The following is a 21,917-nucleotide window of genomic DNA, read 5'->3' as shown; positions in this document are numbered from 1 at the left end:
CAATTCCTATGCTCTGCAAGCCCATTGCCCCGGCGCCTGCGACTCTGCGCACCTCGGTCGACGAGGTACCTCACACCCGCGACGGACTGGTACGTTTCCGCCCCATAAAGGCTAACCCTTCGCTGCTGATTCGCCAGCGAGACCTTGGGAACCGGGGTCTGGCGGACTACCGGCTCGCCTCGGACACCGGCGGCAACACGTGCAAGGGGTTCGGCCAGCGGACCGGCGGTGGCCCGAAAGCGTGGCGGGCATTGCGGATGATCTTCTTGCCGATGATGCGGTTGCCGCCGCCACCGACCACGGCGCCGATGCCGACCGGCAGCATTTTGCCGAACATCAACGCTCCGCGCCGCAACGCGTAGCGCTTGACGAAGTACTTGAGCATGCGCGTGTTGAACCGGCCCAGGCTCGAGAGCGGCAGCGAGGCCATGCCCTCGGCCAGCCAGCCGCCATTGGTGCGCGCCGGACCGATCAACTCGCCGATGGCCCGCTTGCTGTCGTCGCCCACCAGGACCGACAGCACCAGCGCGCGGCGCCGTTCGTAATGATCGGCCGGAATGCCGTAGACCAGGGCGGTCGACAGCACGAAGATGGCGGTCGCTTCCAGGAAGAATACGGTTTCACCGGCGCCCGCCGACATCGCCGTCAACGTCCCGACCCCGGGAAAGGTCGCCGCCGAACCGACCGCGGCACCGCTGGCCATCAGCGCGGTCAGGTAGCGGTTTTCCAGCTTGGTGACGATCTCGGCCGGGCTCGCGTCGGGGTTCGCCCGCCGCAGCCGGGCCACCAGTGCTTCGGCGGCGGGCCCCTGGGCCCGCGAACTACGCTCGATGACCTGCGCCAATGCGCGCGTCGAAGCCTTCGGGCGGCCGGAGCGGCCGGACGGCACGTGCTCTGGCGGTGGTTCGGTTCGTCTCAGGGACCAGGGCCCTGACCTTGTGCGTCGCGCGCTCATGGTGCCTCTCCTGCCAATGGCGTCTCTTCAGGCTAACGCGCGTTTGCTGAACGTGGCGCCAGCCGCGATCGCTGCGCGTCAACTCGACCGCGGACGGCGGATGGTCGGGCGACCCGGAATAATGCAGGCGGGACACCGCTCGGCGGCGATGCGGGCCGTTTGTCGGCTGCAGCTGGGGGAATCGTGGCGTGCGGGCGGTATCACACCTGCTCACGGCGGCAAGCCGGTCGTCGGGCGCTAAAGCGAGGTGAATGCATGACCGGGGCCACTTCCGGGGCCACGTCCGGGTCGTCGTCCGGCGGAACCCGGTGCGCGGGGCCCAGCCGTGCCGACATGGCGCCGGAACGCAAGTTCCTCGTGTCCCCGGGGCCGCGCAGCCGCGACAACCCGTGGCTTGCGCTCTTCGCGATGATGATCGGGTTCTTCATGATCATGGTCGACTCGACCATCGTCGCGATCGCCAACCCGACCATCATGGCCGACCTGCATATCGGCTACGACGCGGTCATCTGGGTGACGAGCGCCTACCTGCTCGGGTACGCGGTGGTGTTGCTGGTGGCCGGCCGGCTGGGGGATCGGTACGGGCCGAAAAACCTCTACTTGATCGGCCTGGTGGTGTTCACCGCCGCCTCGATGTGGTGCGGACTGGCCGGTAGTGCCGGCATGCTCATCGCCGCCCGGGTGGTGCAGGGGATCGGGGCCGGCGTGCTCACCCCGCAGACATTGTCGACAATCACGCGGATCTTCCCGCCGCAACGGCGCGGGATCGCGGTCAGCCTGTGGGGCTCCACCGCCGGCGTCGCCAGCCTGGTGGGCCCGTTGGTCGGTGGCGTGCTGGTGGACGGGCTGGGCTGGAAATGGATCTTCTTCGTCAACATCCCGATCGGTCTCGTCGGGCTGGCACTGGCGGTGGGGCTGATTCCCGAGCTACCCATCCGTGCGCATCGGTTCGATCTGCTCGGCGTCGCCCTGTCCGGGGTAGGCATGTTTTTGATCGTGTTCGGTCTGCAGCAGGGCCAGTCGGCTCATTGGCAGCCATGGATCTGGGCGACGGTCGTGGCCGGCGTCGGGTTCGTCTCGGCGTTCGCCTACTGGCAGTCGGTGAACACCCGCGAGCCGCTGATCCCGCTGGACGTGTTCACTGACCGCGATTTCAGTCTCTGCAGCCTCGGGGTCGGCATCACCTCGTTCTCGGCGACCGCGATGATGTTGCCGCTGACCTTCTATACGCAGTTGGTGTGCGGGCTGTCGCCGACGATGTCGGCCCTGGTGATCGCCCCGATGGCGATTGCCAATGGCGCGCTCGCGCCGTTCGTCGGCCTGATCGTCGACCGATACCACCCGCGGCCGGTGCTGGGGTTCGGCTTTTCGGTGCTGGCGATCTCGTTGACCTGGCTGTCGTTCGAGATGACCCCCGATACGCCGATCTGGCTGCTGCTGTCGGCGTTCTTCATGGTCGGTGTCGGGATGGCGTTCGTGTGGTCGCCGCTGACGGCCACCGCGACCCGCAATCTGCCACCCGAACTGGCCGGAACCGGTTCCGCCGTCTACAACTCGGTCCGCCAGCTCGGAGCGGTACTCGGCAGCGCCGCGATGGCCGCATTCATGGCGTGGCGCATCGGTGCCGAGATGCCGCCTGAGGTGTCCGAGCACGATGCGGCCGATGGCGCCATTGCGCTGCAATTGCCCGAATTCCTGCGCGAGCCGTTCGCGGCGGCGATGTCACAGTCGGTGCTGCTGCCCGCGTTCATCGCGTTGTTCGGGATCGTCGCCGCGCTGTTCCTGGTCGGCTTCGCGTCTTCGATGATGTCGCGCGCGGGCCGGGGCGCCGCGGCGTCGAACGACGACGATCACGATGATGACGACGACTACGTCGAAGTCATCCTGCGCCGCGAGCAGAGCGGCCAGCCCGCGCCCCGCGCCGCGGTAGCACCGCCCAGGGCCGCGGGAGCACCGCCCGAGGAGCTGTACACCGATCCCGCCGGGCCGCGGCGGCGCAGTCGCGACGATCCACCGTCGCGACCCAAGCCGATTGGCTTCGCCCACAACGGATCTCACATCGATCGCGAAAAGAGGTACCGGTCTATCGTCGAGCTACCGCCGCACTGGCACGGCCCGGCTACCCGCAGCGATCGCAGCGCCCCGTCGCCGGGTCGGCGGGTGGACGGCTCTCTGCGGGCGCCGCGGGGGCAGCGTTACGGCCCGGACGACGATCCCACCGGCCGCGGCCGGCATTCCTCGGGCAGCTAGGCTTCACCGGTCGCCGTCAGCGCCAGAAAGCCGCCCAACTCCAGCAGGCCGGCCGGTGTGGTCGGCAGGTATTCGGTCAGCAGCTCCGAGCGCACGATCACCGCTGCGTACTGCGCCCGACTGACCGCGACGTTGAGCCGATTTCTATTGAGCAGGAACGAGATTCCGCGTGGCACTTCGTCGACCGACGATGCTGTCATCGAGATGAAGACCACCGGTGCCTGTCCACCCTGGAACTTGTCGACGGTCCCGACCCGCACCGCATCCAGGCCCACGGAGGCCAGCCGCCGGCGCATCAGTGCCACCTGAGCGTTGTACGGTGCCAGCACCAGCACGTCCGGGGCGGCCAGCGGCCGGCTGCCGTGCTCGTCGCTCCACGACGACCCGAGTAGGCGCCCGATCTGGTCGACGATCGCGTCGGCCTCCTCGCGGCTTTCGATCGAATTGCCTTGGTGGCGAACGGAAATCACATGCACACCGGGCACGCAGCCGTCGAGGCGGCGGGCGGCGGTGCGCTCGGTGACCGAATGCAGTCGGCCTTCGTACGACAGCTCGGAGACCGCGGCGCAAACGGCCGGGTGCATCCGGTAGGACAGGTCCAGAAAGTAACCGCGCTCGTCGGGCAACGTGCGCTGACCGTCGACCAGCCAATCGAGGGCGGACGTGTCGACGGGTTCGGGATGGGTGCCCTGGCTGACTTGGGGCAGCTGCTGGGGGTCCCCGAGCAACAGCAGGTTGCGTGCCGACGGCGCCACGGCGATCGTGTTGGCCAGGCAGAACTGGCCCGCCTCGTCGATCACCAGGAGATCCAGGCTGCCCGGAAGCACCCGATTGGCGTTGGCGAAATCCCAAGCCGTGCCACCGATCACGCATCCGGCATTGGCCGAGATGAATGCGCCGTATTCGCTGCCATCGATTTCCTGCCAACGCGGGGCGTGGTGGTCGTACTTCTTCTTCGCGACCCGGCTCGGTGCCAGCCCGGCATCGATCACGGCGTCGAGCAGGTTCTCCACCGTGGCGTGCGACTGTGCGACCACGCCCACGCGCCAGCCGTGCTCGGTGACCAGGCGGGTGATCACCGCCGCCGCGGTGTAGGTCTTTCCGGTCCCCGGCGGCCCGTGTACCGCAAGGTAGGACGACTCGAGATCCAGTGCCGCCGCGGTGATGTCGGCGATCGTGTCGGTGCTGCGCGGCAGCGGGTTCTTGGTGCGGGGTGCCGAGCGCAGCAGGACGTCGATCATCGCCGTGCGGGGCAGTTGCGGCAGGCCGGCCGCGACCGCGATCGCGGTGGACTCGATCGACTCGCGCAGCGCGGTCGTGGGCAGCGGCGGACCGGGCGTCAGGGCGAAGGGTAGTTGGTGAAAAGCGTTGCCATCACTGCCTATTCGTTCGAGGATGACGACTTCGGTGGGCACTGCCGGATCGTCGGCCTCGACGACGGTGGCCCGTCCGGCCGCACGCCGGTCCGGACTGTCGGTCATGCTCGGCGGCGCCGGTGCCTCGTAGAGTGCGAAGACGTCGCGCACCAGGTCGCCGCGGGCCAGCTCGCCGCGCATCCTCACCCGTCGCTGCGGCTTGCGGGCCTTGCGTGGGGTATGCCACTCCACGCTGACCGATACGCTGCCCGGTGCCGGGTCGGCGACGAATACGTCGGTGTTGTCCGCCCATTCGTCGACCGGGAAGTTCAGCCGGTCGAAATGTGCCCACCAGAACGGTTTGTCCTCGCGCCGGTGGTAGCCGCGCGCCGCGCCCACCAGTGCGACGGCGATCTGTTCCGGCGTGCGGTCGCCGACGGCAACGTCCCCGGTGAACGCCGCCAGCGCGGTCGCCAGCTCGTCGTGGTCCTCGACGGCGTTGCCGCCGGAAACCGGTTGAGCACCAACGGGTGTGACGCCGGATTCCCATGCACGCACCAGCAGCCAGTTGCGCAGCTCCTGCGTCGACCGGCAGTCGTAGTGGTTGTAGTCTTCGATCTCCTTGAGCACGGTCTCGGCCTCGTCGGTGCGGCCGGTGTCGCGCAGCTCGCAGGACTTGGCGTAGGAGGTGATCGAGTCGGCGGCGGTCGTCACGTCGCCCGAGCGCAGCTGTGCCCCCATGTACAGCGGCTCGAGGGCCTTGAGGCTGAACGACTCAGCACCGCATCGAATGCTCTTGCGCACCAACGGGTACAGGTCCACCAGCGTCCCGCTGCGTAACAGGTCGTCGACGTCGTCCTCGCCGACGCCGTAGCGTCCGGCCAGCCGCAACAGCGCGGTCTTCTCGTACGGCGCGTAATGGTAGATGTGCATGTTGGGCCGGCGCTTGCGGCGCTTTTTCACCATCGTCAGGAAATCGATCAGAGCCTTGCGCTCGTCGACCCGGTTGTGCGCCCACAGCGGGCTGAATTTCCCCGCGGCATCCAGCACGCCGAACAGGTACTCCAGGCCCCAATCCTGGCCGTCAGCGGTCCACAGCGGGTCGCCCTCGAAGTCGAAGAACAGATCACCGGCGTCGGGCTCCGGCAACAGTGTCAGCGGCTGCGGATCGACGACCTCGAACTGAGCGATTCCGGTATCGCGTTGCCGCATTTGTAGTTTCGCTTGGGCAGTCAGCTTGGCCACCGCGCTGGGAGCCAGGTCGGGCACCGGCCCGCAGTGCCGGGCCAGGTCGGCGACCGTGGTGATCCCGGCATCGATCAGCCTGTCCCGCTGGCTGACACGCATGCCGGCCACCAGCAGCAGATCATCGGTTGCCTGCACCTGCTCGACGCACAGCGGACAGCGAAAACACGCCCGCACGCCCTCGTCCTCCCAGCGCACCGCGGCTCCGCCGGCGTGGTGCTGGTCGAGCAGCCGCTGCAACAGCACGCGCTGGGAACGAAAGACCGGGATCAGATCGCAGACCCGGTAGCGCACCACCGTGCCGTCGCCCAGCCGCAGTTCCGCCTCGTCCGCGACCGCCACGCCCATCTGGGTCAGCGCGTCGGCATAGGCCGCCAGCTGCAGCAACGCGGTGACCTTGGGGGAGCGGGCCAGCTTGGTGTCGACGAGCCGGTACCGCGCACCGTCGGCGACCAGGAAGTCGGCGAACCCGACGAAGCGGCCGTCGAACATCGCGGCTTGATAGACCACCGGGGCGTGGTTGGCGATCGCGCGCCGGGTCGCCTCGGCGGCGGCGGTCAGACCGGCCAGCGTGTATGCCGGACGCCCGATAACCGCGACGCCGTCGGCGAACTCGTCGCGCAGCCGGTCGAGTTCGCGTCGCTCGTGGTCGTCACCAAGGGCGGCGGTGCGCGCCAGCAACTCGTCCTCGACGTCGACGGCGGGACCCCGGCCCAGCTTCGCGTCGAAATTCCGGAGCAGCGCGTACTCGCATCGGGCGGCCGCGGCCAGGTCCGACGCGCTGTACACGATGCTGTCGTCGGTGACGAACACAGCAGCCACTGTAGGTGAGGCGGCCGACAGCGATGCGGGTGGCGAAGGTGTGCCGGGTCAGTGCCCGGGGCCGTTGCCGATCAGCTCGACGGCGTTGCCGTTCCAATGGAATCGGACGTTGGTGTTCAGGCCGGTGATACCGCTGGGATAGGTCAACGCGACCGTGTCGCCGGTGGTTTGCGCCGCGTCGATGCCGTTGAACCCGTAGGTGTCGGGCACCCCCTGCGGGATGAACTGGCCGAGATGAAACAGCACCGCCCGGGTGGTCGCGTTGACCGCGTTCGTGTTGGCCTTGATGATCACCGCAGAAAGCTGTGCGCACTGGTGGTAGTTACCGGCCAGCGGTTCCGGGTTCCAGGCCTGCTGACTGCGCGGATCGCGGGGCAACTCGGAGACCACCTTCGCGATCGTGGGCGAGGTCAGGTTGACCGCGCAGGGATCGGCCGGCGCGCTGGAACCCGGCGATGCGATTTCGGTCGGCTTGGGTGTGGCGGGTGCGGTGATCGACGCGGTCGACGTGGTGGCCTGCGGCGTCTTGGCCACCGTCGAATCTCCCGAACCGCAGCCGGACAACGTCACGGCGAGCAGGACGCCGACGGTCAGTGGTTCGACACGACACGGTAGGCACCACACATCGCGCAACCGTACCGGCATCGCGTGCGCCGGTGTGACAGGCATGCCGCGCGCCGCGGCGCCCGGTCGATTTCACGACCCACGCGCCCAGCTGCGCTGTGCTCGCGGTCACCACTAAACTTCTTCCCACGATGACAGTCCCCGACGGCACGCCTGAAGCGGCCGCTACTTCGTTCGCCGACCTGCAGATTCATCCCGACGTCGTGCGGGCGCTCGCCGACGTCGGCTACGAGTCGCCGACCGGAATCCAGGCGGCGACCATTCCGGCACTGATGGCGGGTTCGGACGTGGTCGGCCTGGCGCAGACCGGCACCGGTAAAACGGCGGCCTTCGCCACCCCGATCCTGTCCAAAATCGACGTCACCAGCAAAGCAACCCAGGCCCTTGTCCTGGCGCCCACCCGCGAACTGGCCCTGCAGGTGGCCGAGGCGTTCAGCCGATACGGCGCCCACCTGCCGCAGCTCAACGTGCTCCCGATCTACGGCGGGGCGTCCTACGGCGTGCAGCTGGCCGGGCTGCGCCGGGGTGCCCAGGTGGTGGTCGGCACCCCGGGCCGCGTCATCGACCACCTCGAACGCGGAACGCTGGACCTGTCCCGGGTGGACTACCTGGTGCTCGACGAGGCCGACGAGATGCTCACGATGGGTTTCGCCGAGGAAGTCGACCGCATCCTGAGCGAAACTCCGGAATACAAGCAGGTTGCTCTTTTCTCGGCGACCATGCCACCGGCGATCCGCAAGATCACCAACAAATATCTGCACGACCCGTTCGAAGTTACGTCGAAAGCGAAAACCGCTACCGCCGAGAACATTTCGCAGCGCTACATTCAGGTCGCCGGGCCGCGCAAGATGGACGCGCTGACCCGAATTCTGGAAGTCGAGCCGTTCGAGGCGATGATCGTCTTCGTGCGCACCAAGCAGGCGACCGAAGAGGTGGCCGAGAAGCTGCGGGCCCGAGGCTTTTCCGCGGCCGCCATCAACGGCGACATCGCCCAGGCCCAGCGCGAGCGGACCGTCGCCGCGCTGAAGGACGGCAGCATCGACATCCTGGTCGCCACCGATGTGGCGGCCCGAGGCCTGGACGTGGAGCGCATCTCGCACGTGCTGAACTACGACATCCCGCACGACACCGAGTCCTACGTCCACCGCATCGGACGCACCGGCCGGGCCGGACGTTCGGGCACCGCACTGCTGTTCGTTTCCCCGCGGGAACGCCATCTGCTCAAGTCGATTGAGAAGGCCACTCGTCAATCGCTGACCGAGTCCGAACTGCCCACCGTCGAAGACGTCAACACGCAGCGGGTGTCGAAATTCGCCGACTCCATCACCGCCGCGCTGGGCAATCCGGGCCTCGACCTGTTCCGCAAGCTGGTGCAGGACTACGAGCGAGAGCACGATGTCCCGATGGCCGACATCGCCGCGGCGTTGGCGGTGCAGTCCCGGGACGGCGAAGAGTTCTTGATGGTGCCGGAACCGCCGCGACAGCGCCGCGAGCGGCCCGAGCGCGACGACGAGCGTCGGGAACGTCCCGAAAAGCCAAGGGGCACAAGGTCGTTCCAGACCTACCGGATCGCGGTCGGCAAGCGGCACAAGATCGGGCCAGGGGCGATCGTCGGCGCTATCGCCAACGAAGGCGGCCTGCACCGCAGCGATTTCGGCCACATCGCCATCGGGCCCGACTTCTCGCTGGTGGAGTTGCCCGTCAAGCTGCCGGCGGCGACGCTGAAAAAGCTTGAGAAAACTCGTATCTCGGGTGTGTTGATCGACCTGAAGCCGGACCGCTCGTCCGGCAAGTCCTCGGATAAGCCCCGGCGCGGTGGGCCCAAGCCGCGCAGAAACGACGCCGGATGACCCTGTCCGACGAACGGGACGCCCAAGGCGGACTCGAGGCTGTCGCGCACGTCGACCGGGTCGCCTCCCTGACCGGTATCCGCGCGGTCGCCGCGATTCTGGTCGTCGGCACCCACGCCGCCTACACCACCGGTAAGTACACGCACGGCTATTGGGGCCTGGTCGGTGCCCGGATGGAGATCGGCGTGCCGATCTTCTTCGTGCTGTCCGGCTTTCTGCTGTTCCGTCCCTGGGTGAAGGCCGCCGTCACCGGTGGAGCGTCACCCTCGGTGAGTCGCTATGCGTGGCACCGGGTTCGGCGCATCATGCCGGCCTACGTCATCACCGTGCTGTTCGCGTACGTGCTGTACCACTTCCGCGATGCCGGACCTAACCCCGGACATTCCTGGCATGGGCTGATCCGCAATCTCACGTTGACGCAGATCTACACCGACGGCTACCTCGGCAAGTATCTGCATCAGGGCCTGACCCAGATGTGGAGCCTCGCGGTTGAGGCGTCCTTCTACGTCATGCTGCCGTTTCTGGCCTACCTGCTGTTGGTGGTGATCTGCCGGCGGCGCTGGCGCCCACGGTTGCTGGTCGGCACGCTGTTGACGCTGTCGTTGATCAGCCCGATCTGGGTGGTATTGGTGCACACCGATCATTGGTTCGCCGATGGCGCCCGGCTGTGGCTACCGACCTATCTGGCGTGGTTTCTGGGTGGCATGTTGCTGGCGGTGCTGCAGGCAATGGGAGTGCGCTGTTACGCATTCGCGGCCATCCCGTTGGCGGCCATCTGCTATTTCATCGTCGCGACCCCGATCGGCGGTGCGCCCACCACGTCGCCGGCGTCGACGCCGGAGGCGGTCGTGAAGACGGTGTTCTACGCGGTGATCGCCACCCTGGCGGTGGCCCCGCTGGCCCTCGAGGGCTACGGCTGGTACTGGCAGCTGCTGGCCAGCCGGCCGATGGTGTGGCTCGGCGAAATCTCCTACGAGATCTTCCTGATCCACCTGGTGACCATGGAGTTCACCATGGTCTACATCGTGCGCGCCCACGTCTACACCGGGCCGATGCTGTACCTGTTCGTCGCGACGCTGGTGGTGACGATCCCGCTGGCGTGGCTGCTGCACCGCCTCACCCGGGTACGCGCCTAGCGGGTGGGAACCGGCGTGATGATCGGGACGACGAATTCCTCGATCATCGCCCGCTCGTCGTGCGCGTCGCGTCCCGGATAGGTCAGCAGCGAGACGATCACCCGCACCGTCCAACGGGCTCGGCGTTCGATCGCGGCGGGATCATCGGGTCCCAGCGATCGCAGGAACGCCGCCGCCAGGGCCGCGATCACGTCGGATTGTCCGGCCAGCTCGCCACCGACCGGCGGCCGGGTGGTGGCGAACCACGACGCCAGCGCCGGGCTCTCACGAACCATGCCCAGCGTGACGAGAATGCTCACCACCAGCTTTTCGCGGGGGTCTTCGATGCCGCCGGTCCGGTCAATGATGTCGCGGCCCAGCCGGTGCGTCTCGCGGTGGATGTAGGCGGTGCGCAGCGCCTCCCGGTTGTCGAAGTACCGGTACAGCGTCGCGCGGGAACAGCCTGCGGCCCTTGCGATTTCGTTCATGCCGATCGAGTTCGAGTCACGTTGGGTGTAGAGCTGCCCGGCTGCGTCGAGGATGCGGTCCACTGCCGCCTCGCTGCGGCTCGAGGCAAGCCAGTCGTTACCGGGCATCAGGACTTCATGGTGATCGGCACCGACACCGGCCGCCGCACGTAGCTGCCGCCCGCCCACTCGATCGAATTCTCGTCGACGTCGAAATCCGGGCACCGGCCCAGCAATTCGGTCAGGGTGACCCGCGACTGCATCCTGGCCGCCGCCGCACCCAGGCAGTGGTGGGCGCCGTGGCTGAAGGTCAGGATATTGCGCGGGCAGCGGGTGACGTCGAGCTCGCCGGCGTCCGGCCCGTATTGACGTTCGTCGCGGTTCGCCGAGCCGTAGAGGAGCAGCACCCGGCGACCGGCCGCGATGGTGGTGTCGCCGATCGCCACGTCGCAAGTGGTGGTGCGGGCCAACCCCTGCACCGGCGAGGTCAGCCGCAACAGCTCCTCGACGGCATCGGTGATGAGTTCGGGGTTGTCCACCAACATCTTTCGCTGATCGGGCCGCTGGTGCAGCAACGGCATCGAACCGCCGAGCATGCCGGTCACGGTGTCGTTGCCGCCGGTGACCATCGTAAAGGTGAACGCCAGAATCGACAGTGTGCCCGAGATGTCGCCGTCGGCTCCCACGCCGGCAGCGACCAGGTGCGAGATGGTGTCGTCGCCCGACTCGGTCCGGCGGCGCTCGATCAGCCCGGTGAAGTAGGCCATCATCGATCCGACGGCGTCGCCGACCGTTTCCAGTGCCCCCGCGACGCCGCCGTCGGCGGTATTGGCCGCGACGATGGCCTGCGTCCAGCCGTCGAACTGGGCCCAATCCTCCTCGGGCACACCGAGATAATGCGCGACCACCATCGACGGCAGCGGCTTGAACAGCTCGGTGACGATGTCGCCGCCGCCGTTAGCGCGCAACGCCTCGAGGCGCTCGACGACGAATTGCCGGACCTTGGGCTCGACTGCCTCCACCTGGCGAGGCGTGAACCCGCGCGACACCAACTTGCGAAACTCGGTGTGGACCGGCGGGTCCTGCATCACGAACGGCGGATTGTCTTGCAGTCCAATCAGTTTGAGGTCGTCGTAGTTGACCGTTAGACCCTGGGCCGAGGAGAAGGTCTCGTGGTCGCGGGCGGCAGCCCACACGTCGGCATGCCGGGACAATACGTAGTAATCCTGCTCGGGATGTTTGGGGGGCACCACGTGATGCACCGGGTCGTGGTCGCGCAGCGCGCGGTACATCGGCCATGGATTTGGCCAGGTGTCGGCGTTGGCGAGCGCGAACATGGCCGGTGCGTTGTGAGACATAACCGCTGCCATGTCTCATTCGTACGACAATTGGCGCAGGTTGTCAACCTTGCTCGACATCGTGAGCCCGGCCAGCCGGGCGCTCGTCAGTACACAGCAGGGCACACCGCCAACCCGCCGCCGCACGCCGACCCGTAGAACTAGATCGCGGCGCCGGGGTTGAGGATGCCGAGCGGATCCAAGGCTTGCTTGATGCGCTGGTTGAGCGCCATCACCTCGGGCCCGAGGTAGCCGTCCAGCCAGGGCCGCTTCAGCCGGCCCACCCCGTGCTCGCCGGTGATGGTGCCGCCCAATCCGACTGCCAGATCCATGATTTCGCCGAACGCGAGCTGGGCGCGCGCGGCCATCGCGGCGTCGGCGGGGTCGAACACGATCAGCGGGTGAGTGTTGCCGTCGCCGGCGTGGGCGATCACCGAGATCATCAGGTCGCGCTGCGCGGCGATGTGGGCAATCCCGGTCACCAGCTTGCCCAGCGCGGGAAGCGGCACCCCGACGTCTTCGAGCAGCAGCGAACCCTTGGCTTCGACGGCCGGGATGCAGAACCGGCGCGCGGCGACAAACGCCTCGCCCTCGGCCGGATCGTCGGTAGTGAAAACGTCCGTTGCCTTGTTCTCGGCGAATATCGAGGCGATCAGTTCGGCGTCCTGGCCGCCGGCGCCGCCGCGCTCGTCGGAGCCGGCCACCAACATTGCGGCGGCCCCACGGTCCAGGTCCATACGCAGGATGTCCTCGACGGCGTTGATCGCCGCCGAATCCATGAACTCCAGCATCGCGGGCCGCAGCCGCGACGTGACGCCCAGCACCGCGTCGACGGCCGACTCCACCGAGGCGAAGCTGGCCACCACGACGCTCGAGGTGTTCTGCGCGGGCAGCAGCCGCAGCGTCACCTCCGTGACGACGCCCAGCGTGCCTTCACTGCCGACGAAGAGCTTGGTCAGCGACAGCCCCGCGACGTCCTTCAACCGCGGACCACCTAGCCGCACCGCGGTGCCGTCGGCCAGCACCACCTGCATGCCCAGCACGTAGTCGGTGGTGACGCCGTATTTCACGCAGCACAGGCCGCCGGCGTTGGTGGCGATATTGCCGCCGATGCTGCAGATTTCGTACGACGACGGGTCCGGCGGATACCACAGGCCGTGCTCGGCGACGGCCTTCTTCACCTCGGCGTTGAGCAGCCCGGGCTGGCATACCGCGGTCCGGGTGACCGGGTCGATGGTGATGTCGCGCATCTTCTCGGTCGACAGCACGATCCCGTTGGCCAGCGCCGTCGCGCCGCCCGACAAGCCGGTGCCGGCCCCGCGCGGCACGACGGGCACCCGGTGGGCGGTGGCCCAGCGCAACACTTTCTGCACGTCTTCGGTGCAGCGCACCCGGACCACGGCCAGCGGCGTGCCGGCTGACGGATCGAAGGCGCGGTCGTGGCGATAGCCATCGGTGATGGTCGGGTCGGTGACCACCATCCCGTCCGGTAGATCGGCGATCAGGCCGGCCAGCATGTCTTCATTGACTGTGGTGCTCACGTGCCGATTTTACGGCGCGGAATCCTCAGCAAACTCCGGCGCGCGATCGAGTTCGCGCAGTGACGGCAGCGCGCAGGCGATCAGGCCGACCACGATGATGGGCACCGCCAACGCCAGGAACGTGACCCGCAGCCCGGCGGCGTCGGCCAGCGGACCGGCCACCAGCAAGCCCAGTGGGCCCGCGGCGAAGGTCAGCCCCGTCATCACCCCGACCACCCGACCGCGCAGATGGTGCGGCGCCCGGGTCTGCATCACGTAGTTGTAGATCGGCTGGATGGGCCCGTAGACCAAGCCGGTCAGCGCGCACAGCACCAGGATCACCGGCAGCGGCGGCAGGAACGCGATCCCGACCGACGCGGCACCGAACGTCAGCGTCGCGGTCAGCACGGCCGTGCGCCGGCGCAGGTATTTCGACAGCACGGCATAGCCGAGCGCACCCGCCACGCCGCCGGCCCCGAGCGCCATCAGCGCCCAGCCCAACTCCGCGGGTTCGTGACGATCGCTGAAGTACTTGGGAAACAGCACGCTTTCCATCGGCAGATACAGCGCCGTGACAACCAGATCGACCAACGCGAGCGTGCGCAGCACGCGCATGTTCCAGACGAACCGCAAACCCTCGGCGACGCCGGACACCAACCCGTCGGGCCGGGTGGCGTGGTGCGGCTTGCCGATGCCCTCTAGCCGCAGCACCCCAATTGCGAGGAACGACAACCCAAAACAGCCCGCCGTGATCCACATCGTGTTGACGCCGCCGACCGTGGCGATCATTAAACCGCCGATACCCGGACCCACGATGTAAGCCAGATTGAGAATCGCCTCGTACACGCTGTTGGTGCGGTCCAGCGACCAGTTCGCGCGCGCGGCGGCCTCGGGCAGCATCGACTGGCGCGCCGTCGTCCCGGCGGGGTCGAATCCGGCCGAAAGAAACGCCAACACGGCCAGCTCGGCGACGTTGAGCGCATCCGCCCCGAATACCCAGGCGATCACCGGAACCGAGGCCACCGCCATGCCGGACAGCCAATCGGAGACCAGCGAAATGCGCCGGCGCCCGAAAAAGTCGACCGCGGTACCGGCGACCAGTGTGGAGAGCACCAGGGGCACCGTCATCGCCGCGGCCACGATCGACGCGTCACCCGCGCTCTCCCGATGCTGCAGCGCCAGCCAGGGGAAAGCGACCAGCGAAATGCCGGTACCCGCGGTCGCCACCAGCGTGGCGAACAGAATCAGAAGCGCCGGACCGCGGCTGGAATGTGTCATAAATATCGCCGGGAAAATCTAACCCCAAAGCGATCGCGGCAGCCACCGAATTTCGTGCTCACTATCGGCTGAATGCAGGATGTTCATGTGCTTGTTCATCCGAATACCGGATTGGCCTTTGATTCGCCGGTGCTGCCCGGCACCGGATGGCCCGGCGATCCGGCCGAACCGGGGACCCCGCAGGCCGCCGACGCGGCGCAGGTCCGGGCGCTGGCCGGTGCGGCCCGCTCGGTTGCGGAGCTGGACGCCGTGGTCAGCGTCTGCCGCGCCTGCCCGCGTCTGGTGGCCTGGCGTGAGGAGGTCGCCGTGGCCAAACGACGCGCGTTCGCCGACCAGCCGTATTGGGGCCGGCCGGTGCCGGGATGGGGATCGCTACGGCCGCGAATCTTCATCGTCGGGCTGGCCCCGGCCGCGCACGGCGCCAACCGCACCGGGCGGATGTTCACCGGCGACCGCTCCGGCGACCAGCTGTACGCCGCCCTGTATCGGGCCGGGCTGGTGAACCAGCCGATCAGCGTGGACGCCGCAGACGGGTTGCACACCAACCAGATTCGCATTTCCGCCCCGGTCCGATGCGCGCCGCCGGCCAACGCCCCCACCCCGGCCGAGCGTGACACGTGTTGGCCCTGGCTGGAAGCCGAATGGCGGTTGGTGGCCGAGCACGTGCGCACCATCGTCGCCCTCGGCGCGTTCGGCTGGCAGATCGCGCTGCGGCTGCCTGGGATAACCGCGATGCGATCAACGCCAAAGCCGCGCTTCGGCCACGGCGCGGTCGCCGAGTTACCGTCGGGCGTGCGTTTGTTGGGTTGCTACCACCCCAGCCAGCAAAACATGTTCACCGGTAGGCTGACTCCGGCAATGCTTGACGACATCTTCATCGAAGCCAAGAAGCTGGCAGGGATTAAGTGACCTTCTATGTTTGAAGTACTGATTTCCGGGGCCAGCGTCGCCGGTACAACGTTGGCGTATTGGCTTGGGCGGCATGGCTATTCGGTGACCGTTGTGGAGCGCCACCCAGGTCTGCGCCCGGGCGGGCAGGCCATCGATGTGCGCGGTCCGGCGCTGACGGTGCTGGACCGCATGGGCCTGCTGGCCGCCGCCGCAGATCGCAAGACGGGCATTCGCGGCTCCTCGGTCGTCGACCGCGACGGCAACGAGCTGTCCCGCGACACCGAATCGACGCCGACCGGTGGCCCCATAGACAATCCGGACATCGAGCTGCTGCGCGACGATTTGGTCGAGTTGCTTTACGAGACAACGCAGCCCGCGACCGAGTACCTCTTCGACGACAGCATCACCGATCTGCAGAACCGCGGCCTTGCCGTCGATGTGACGTTCGAACGTGCGCCGGCGCGCAGCTTCGACCTGGTGATCGGCGCCGACGGCCTGCATTCCAATGTGCGCCGACTGGTTTTCGGTCCCGAGGAGCGATTCATCAAGCGGCTGGGCACGCACGCCGCGATCTTCACCGTGCCCAATTTCCTGAATCTGGACTTCTGGCAGATGTGGCACTACGGCGACACCACGATGGCCGGTGTCTACAGCGCCCGCAACAACACCGAGGCGCGCGCCATGCTGGGCTTCATGGACACCGAACTGCGTCTGGACTACCGCGACATCGAAGCCCAATTCGCCGAGGTCGAAAAGCGCATGGCCGGCGACGGCTGGGTACGCCCGCAACTGCTGAAGTACATGCGCGAAGCCCCGGACTTCTACTTCGACGAGATGGCGCAGATCGTGATGGATCACTGGTCGATCGGGCGGGTGGCTCTGGTGGGCGACGCGGCGTACTGCTGCTCGCCGCTGTCGGGCCAGGGGACCAGTGTCGCGCTGCTGGGCGCCTACATCCTGGCCGGCGAGCTCAAGCGCGTCAGCGGGGGCGACTGGGTCGACCACGGCGTCGGCTTCACCAACTACTTCAAGCGCTTTCACGGCTATACCGAGCGCACCCAGTTCCTGGCCACCGACAACATCCCAGGCGGGGCCCCGATCTCTCAGGAGCAGTTCGAGGCGGTCGTGAATTCGATTACGCCGAGCAACTACTAGCCGGGAACGAACCCCGCGCCGAATGCGTTGAGGCCATCGTGCGACTTTCCGTCCTCGATCTCGTCCCGGTACGCACCGACCAGTCCACCGGCGACGCGCTGGCCGCTACCGTGCAGCTGGCGCACAGCGCCGACCAATTGGGCTTCACCCGCTACTGGGTCGCCGAGCATCACAACATGGCATCGGTCGGCGCGACCAGCCCGCCGGTGCTGCTCGCCTACCTGGCGGCCCAGACCTCGCTGGTGCGGCTGGGATCCGGCGGAGTCATGCTGCCCAACCACGCGCCGCTGGCCGTCGCCGAGCAGTTCGCCCTGCTGGAAGCCGCCGCGCCGGGCCGAATCGACCTGGGCATCGGGCGGGCGCCCGGCTCCGACCCGGTGACGTCGTATGCGTTGCGCGGTGCCCGCTCAGCGGCCGAGCAAGATCGCGACATCGAGAACTTTCCCGAATACCTCGATGACGTCGCGGCGTTGATGAGTGCGCGCGGCGTGGTGGTTCCGTTGCGCTCCGGCGACTACCGGCTCAAGGCCACTCCGGCCGCGGCCAGTGAACCGCGGTTGTGGCTGTTGGGCTCGTCGATGTACTCGGCGCGTCTGGCGGCGGCCAAGGGACTGCCGTATGTGTTCGCACATCACTTCTCCGGCAACGGAACCGAAGAGGCGCTCGACATCTACCGCACGCGATTTAAGCCCAGCGCACTGACCGCCGAGCCCGTGACGTTCTTGACGGTGAACGCCGCGGTGGCCGAAACACGGGAAGAGGCAACGGCATTGATGTTGCCCAACTTGCAGATGATGGCTCGGCTGCGGACTGGACAGCCGCTGGGCCCGGTCCCGCTGGTCGAGGAGGCGCAAGTGGCCGAACTGACGCCGGCTCAACAGCACATCGTGGACAGCGGGCTGGCGCGTGCCGTCCTGGGTACTGCAGCCCAAGCCGCCGAGCAGGTGCGAGCGCTGGCCGGGCGGTTCGGGGTCGACGAGGTGATGGTGAACCCCGTCGCGTCGGCCCGGCGCGGCACCGACCCGGCCACCGCGCCGGGCCGGGTGGCAACGCTGGAGCTGTTGGCCAAGGAACTGTTCTAGTCGGCTACGCCGGCCTGCTCCGAGCTTCTCGGATTATGTTGGGGCACATGGCGACTGATCCATTCCTCGAGCTCGGCCGGCGGCAACGGCGGTGTGTGCACGAACCCCTGGGTGATCGTGCAGCCGAATCGCTGCAGTGCGCTCAACGTGACCTCGTCTTCGACTCCTTCGGCCACCAGGTCCGCGCCCAGGCTGTCCGCCAGCGCCACCGTCGACCGCACGATGGCGACCGAACGCGCGTCTTGAGCCAGTCGCGCCACGAAAATGCGGTCGAGCTTCAATTCGTCGACCGAGACATCCTGCAAGCGCGCCAACGACGACCAGCCGGTGCCGTAGTCGTCCAGCGAGATGCGCACCCCCAGCCGCTGCAACTCGGCCACGGTGTTACGCGACCGCGCCGAGTCGACCAGGGCGCTTTCGGTGATCTCGACGATCAGGGCGTCGGCGGGCAAACCGCGCGCCCACAGCAGCCTTTCGATCGAGCCGACGAGTTCGAGGTCGAGCAGGTTGGTCGTCGCCAGGTTCACCGCGACCGACGATGTGACACCCTTTTCGCGCCAGTACTGGATCTGTGAGAGAGCGAGTTTGAGTGTGCGGTCCGCGATCTTGCGCATCAAACCGGCCCGTTCGGCGGCGGGCAGGAATTCTTCGGGCAGCAGCACTCCGCGGGTCGGGTGGTCCCACCGCAGCAGTGCCTCGACGCTGTGTACGCTTCCGTCGCTGGTGTTGATCTTGGGCTGGTAGTACAGCGTCGGCTCCTCACCCTCGAACAGCGCGGCGCGCAATTCCTCGATGAGGTTGGGGTCGGTGTCGCGGTACAACTCGAACGCCGAATCGTAGACCGCGATCTTGCCCAGAGCGGATTTGGCGTGCGGCATCGCCGCCTCGGCTCGACTCAGCAGATCCTGGGGATGCTCGCAATGGTCCGGGCACAGCGCGATGGCGATGCGCGCATCGACTCGCACCGTGATGGCGTCCAATGCGAATGGCTCACTGAGGGATTCGAGCAAGCGGCCCGCCTGGGCCCGGGCGCCGGTCAGGTCGGATCCCTCGGTCAGCAGGATCGCGAATTCGTCATCGGTCACGCGCGCCAGCAGATCCTCGCGGCGCACGGTGGTCGCAAGCCGGTCGGCGATATGGCGCAATAGCTCAGCCCCGAAATGGCGCCCGAGTGAGTCGCTGATCTCGTCGATCTCATACAGCTTCACCAACAGCAACGCCTTACGCGACGGGGTCTTGAGTGCCGGATCGAGCTCTGTCGACGGGGAGTCGGACATCGACATCAGCGCGGTGGCCAGTGACCGCCGGTTGGGCAACGTCGTCAACTCATCGGTCATGGCGTGTTTGTAGCTTTCGGCCATCATGCTGACGTCACGCAATGTCAGCGAGAACCGCACGGCCGCCGTAACGAGGCTCAACGCCGCCAAAGCCGTTGCGAGTCGCGAGTTTTCGTCCAGGATGATTACACCTAGCGCCACCGCCGTACAGGCCACCGGCACGGCGTAGGAGCCGAATCCGCGCTTGAGTGCCGGCGGTACCGACGAGGCGGGCGCCCAGCTGGCCATGGTCACCAGTAGCGACGCCGCGGGCCAGGCGGCATCCAGCGTGGTGCCGACCCGGTAGGAACCCGCGGCCGTCTCGAAGAGATAAACCGTGTCCGCGAGCGCGAACCCCACCAGCCCTGCCACCAGCAAGAGCCAGCGGAATTCGTTGCGCCAACCCACCACTGGCAGCATGCCCGCGGCCAGGGCCGCCAGCACCAGGTCTCCCCACGGGTACAGCAGTCCTACCAAGACGGTGTCCGGCGCCCGGGTCGCCGCCGCGTGGAAGGGTCCGGCCCGTAGCGCCACACCCAGTGCGGCCATGGCCAAACCGCATACCAGCGGATCGAGCCGGATCGGGATCGGTACGGCGGCCAGGCGTGCCCGCACGAGCAGCAGTAGCCCGAGATAGACGAATGGGTAGAACGCCAGATACTCGGTGTCGGCCACCGACGGGGACTGGCCGTCGGGCACCTGCAAGAGGTAGACAACGTCGCCGACGGCCGAGCTTGCCATACCGAGCGCAATCAGCGACCAGGCCAATCGATCGGCACCGACGCGATAGGCACGCGCTCCAATGAGGATGGCCGCCAACAGGTTCAGCGCCGCATACAGGATATTGGTGAAGGCGGTGTCTTTGGCGTTGAGCCCGGCCAGGCTGGTCGCGGTAAAAGTGATCACACCAATTGCCAGGAATGCCATAGCGATTCGGACTGGCAACGGTCCCCATTGTGGCGTGTCGGACGGCTCCGGCGCCACGGGCTGCTTCGATGCGTTCGGTTCTGCCCGCGCGGCGCGCGATGAGCTGGAGGGCCCCGATACGGCGGCCGAAACGGGCACCCAGTCCGCCAGTTTGGCCGGCAACGCCGAGGCCGCCGATACCGCCGACTCGGTGGACCGCGGGAATGTGTAGGAGAACGGGATGTCGGGCACAAAGCTGCGGACGCAGTGCCCGCCTTCCCGTTTCGCGGTGTACATGGCCAGGTCGGCGTGCCGGAGTAGCTGGTCGACGGTGCACGTCGACGCGGCCGTGGCCACGGTGAAGCCGATGCTGGGCCGCACCGCGACGGGCACGCCGTCGATCACGATCGGGGCGCTGAACGCCTCGAGCACGTCTTGCGCGGCGGCCTGGGACTCTTCGACGGAACCTTCGAGCAGCACCGCGAATTCGTCACCGCCGAGGCGGGCGATCAGTCCCTTTTCGTGCAGGGCGGCGGTGAGCCGCCCGGCTACCCGAATGAGAAGCTCATCGCCCGCCGGGTGCCCCAGGCCGTCGTTGACCGCCTTGAAGTTGTCCAGGTCGAGGCACAGCACCGCTATCGGCGCGCCGTCTTCATTTCGAGCCGCGACGGCGTCTTCCAGTCGATGCAGGAAATGCGGTCGATTCGCCAGGCCGGTCAGGCTGTCCCGAAACGCTTCCCGTGCGACCGCCGACAGCAGGTCCTGGTTTTCGGTGAGCGCGATGAATTGCCGAACGAGCACCGCGCCGACGAGAATGCCCAGCAGAGCGGTCAACACCCCGTGCTGAGTCCGGACTATGGAGCCGAATCCGACGACCGCGGCCAGCGCGAGCGGCAGGTAGGGCAACCACAGCAGGGCGCGTGACAACACCTCGCTGCGCGACGCCGAGACTTGAGTGGTCTCATGGACGCTGGCCAAGGCGCCGAGCGTGATCATGCACAGTCCGGCCACTCGGCCCAGGTCGCCCAGATCGCTGACGTGATAGCTGCCTATCCCGGTGTCGAACACCATCGTGATGTCGGCGATGCTGATCACCGCGATGCCGGCGGCCACCAGGCTGCGGCTTGGTCGCTCACCGGGGCGGCCCCGGGACAGCATCAGGATCGCCGTCGTCAGCAGGATGCCGTCGTTGACCACCTGTGCGACCGTCGCGGTCCGGGAGCCGGTGGTGTCACGCAGCTGCTTTTCCAGCACCAAGACCCACGACACCACGAGCAGCGAGGTGACCAGGATCAGGCCGTCGAGCACCAGCCGCCGCGAACTGTGCCGAGACACGTTGGACAGCGCCACCAAGGACGTCATGGCGCCGAATGGCCACAACAGCAGCACGATCTCCGCGGCCGCCGGGTGCGACGCGTGATCCAGCTGTGAGCGCACGTCGTAGAACGCCCAGATGAGCTCACCGATCGCCCACCCCAGCTGGGCCGCCACCATGGCCAGCCAGCCGAGTCTGCGACGCCCATCGGCGAAGCGCGCCGCCCGCAGACAACATGCCGAACCGAACAGCAGACTTCCCGCCAACGCGATTTCGTCGACCGGGCGGGTCGCGTAGGCGCCTTCCAGGTTCCGGACATCCGCGATGACGATCAGCAGGCCGGCGCAGCCGTATCCCGCGACGACGAGCCAACCGAGGCGCGCGGACAGCCCGAATCGCTGCCACGGGATCCCCGTCCAGCGCTTCATTGCCGC

At 67.5% G+C, this 21,917-nt stretch carries 14 protein-coding genes; 6 read left to right on the top strand and 8 right to left on the bottom strand.

The window, feature by feature from the left end:
* Positions 1-166: 166 nt before the first annotated feature.
* On the bottom strand, positions 167-955 hold the full coding sequence (locus AAHS21_RS04950; protein WP_342926609.1) for a hypothetical protein: 789 nt from the start codon (positions 953-955) through the stop codon (positions 167-169).
* A 333-nt stretch (positions 956-1,288) separates the two neighbouring features.
* Here AAHS21_RS04950 and AAHS21_RS04945 point away from each other — a divergent pair, with 333 nt between their 5' ends.
* Positions 1,289-3,205, top strand: coding sequence for an MFS transporter (locus tag AAHS21_RS04945; protein ID WP_342927077.1), 1,917 nt, complete (start codon positions 1,289-1,291; stop codon positions 3,203-3,205).
* Here the strand turns inward: AAHS21_RS04945 and AAHS21_RS04940 are convergent.
* Both AAHS21_RS04940 and AAHS21_RS04935 read right to left on the bottom strand, forming a co-directional pair.
* Positions 3,202-6,618 carry a TM0106 family RecB-like putative nuclease gene (locus AAHS21_RS04940; protein WP_342926608.1) on the bottom strand — a complete coding sequence of 1,139 codons (3,417 nt, stop codon included), beginning with the start codon at positions 6,616-6,618 and terminating at the stop codon, positions 3,202-3,204. The two genes, AAHS21_RS04945 and AAHS21_RS04940, sit on opposite strands and share 4 nt — an antisense overlap.
* A gap of 57 nt (positions 6,619-6,675) precedes the next feature.
* Positions 6,676-7,260, bottom strand: coding sequence for an LppP/LprE family lipoprotein (locus tag AAHS21_RS04935; RefSeq protein ID WP_342927076.1), 585 nt, complete (start codon positions 7,258-7,260; stop codon positions 6,676-6,678).
* Between the two features lie 122 nt (positions 7,261-7,382).
* On the opposite strand from AAHS21_RS04935, the gene AAHS21_RS04930 reads away from it, so the two are divergent.
* Together AAHS21_RS04930 and AAHS21_RS04925 are read left to right on the top strand one after the other, a co-directional pair.
* Entirely contained in the window at positions 7,383-9,101 is a 1,719-nt protein-coding gene (locus tag AAHS21_RS04930; RefSeq protein WP_342926607.1) for a DEAD/DEAH box helicase, read from the top strand.
* Positions 9,098-10,237, top strand: a complete 1,140-nt coding sequence (locus AAHS21_RS04925) for an acyltransferase (RefSeq protein WP_342926606.1) — start codon at positions 9,098-9,100, stop codon at positions 10,235-10,237. Before AAHS21_RS04930 ends, AAHS21_RS04925 begins: the two co-directional genes overlap by 4 nt.
* On the opposite strand, the gene AAHS21_RS04920 is transcribed toward AAHS21_RS04925, so the two are convergent.
* From AAHS21_RS04920 to AAHS21_RS04905, 4 genes are all read right to left on the bottom strand, one after another.
* Complete coding sequence (locus AAHS21_RS04920; RefSeq protein WP_342926605.1) at positions 10,234-10,812, bottom strand: TetR/AcrR family transcriptional regulator; 579 nt, start codon at positions 10,810-10,812, stop codon at positions 10,234-10,236. The two genes, AAHS21_RS04925 and AAHS21_RS04920, sit on opposite strands and share 4 nt — an antisense overlap.
* Positions 10,812-12,053: a cytochrome P450 gene (locus AAHS21_RS04915; RefSeq protein ID WP_342926604.1), complete on the bottom strand. Its 1,242-nt coding sequence runs from the start codon at positions 12,051-12,053 to the stop codon at positions 10,812-10,814. The genes AAHS21_RS04920 and AAHS21_RS04915 overlap by 1 nt, the downstream gene beginning before the upstream one ends.
* 128 nt (positions 12,054-12,181) lie before the next feature.
* Positions 12,182-13,537, bottom strand: a complete 1,356-nt coding sequence (locus tag AAHS21_RS04910) for an FAD-linked oxidase C-terminal domain-containing protein (protein WP_342927075.1) — start codon at positions 13,535-13,537, stop codon at positions 12,182-12,184.
* A 33-nt stretch (positions 13,538-13,570) separates the two neighbouring features.
* Positions 13,571-14,818 (bottom strand): MFS transporter, encoded by a 1,248-nt coding sequence (locus tag AAHS21_RS04905; RefSeq protein ID WP_342926603.1) that lies wholly within the window; start codon positions 14,816-14,818, stop codon positions 13,571-13,573.
* Between the two features lie 72 nt (positions 14,819-14,890).
* Here AAHS21_RS04905 and AAHS21_RS04900 point away from each other — a divergent pair, with 72 nt between their 5' ends.
* Genes AAHS21_RS04900 through AAHS21_RS04890 form a run of 3 tightly spaced genes read left to right on the top strand, consistent with a single transcriptional unit; the run spans position 14,891 to position 17,946 of the window.
* Positions 14,891-15,727 carry a uracil-DNA glycosylase gene (locus tag AAHS21_RS04900; RefSeq protein WP_342926602.1) on the top strand — a complete coding sequence of 279 codons (837 nt, stop codon included), beginning with the start codon at positions 14,891-14,893 and terminating at the stop codon, positions 15,725-15,727.
* A gap of 6 nt (positions 15,728-15,733) precedes the next feature.
* A complete protein-coding gene (locus AAHS21_RS04895) occupies positions 15,734-16,864 on the top strand; it encodes an FAD-binding protein (protein ID WP_342926601.1) in 1,131 nt (376 codons plus the stop codon).
* Between the two features lie 38 nt (positions 16,865-16,902).
* A complete protein-coding gene (locus tag AAHS21_RS04890) occupies positions 16,903-17,946 on the top strand; it encodes an LLM class flavin-dependent oxidoreductase (RefSeq protein WP_342926600.1) in 1,044 nt (347 codons plus the stop codon).
* Here AAHS21_RS04890 and AAHS21_RS04885 read toward each other — a convergent pair.
* The gene (locus AAHS21_RS04885; protein WP_342926599.1) at positions 17,943-21,911 is read right to left on the bottom strand and encodes a bifunctional diguanylate cyclase/phosphodiesterase; all 3,969 of its coding nucleotides are present in this window, start codon (positions 21,909-21,911) and stop codon (positions 17,943-17,945) included. The genes AAHS21_RS04890 and AAHS21_RS04885 overlap by 4 nt on opposite strands.
* Positions 21,912-21,917: the final 6 nt, after the last annotated feature.

The sequence above is a fragment of the Mycobacterium sp. 050272 genome (genome assembly GCF_039023525.1).
Taxonomy (GTDB): Bacteria; Actinomycetota; Actinomycetes; order Mycobacteriales; family Mycobacteriaceae; genus Mycobacterium.
This window is presented reverse-complemented; position numbering and strand designations above follow the sequence as displayed.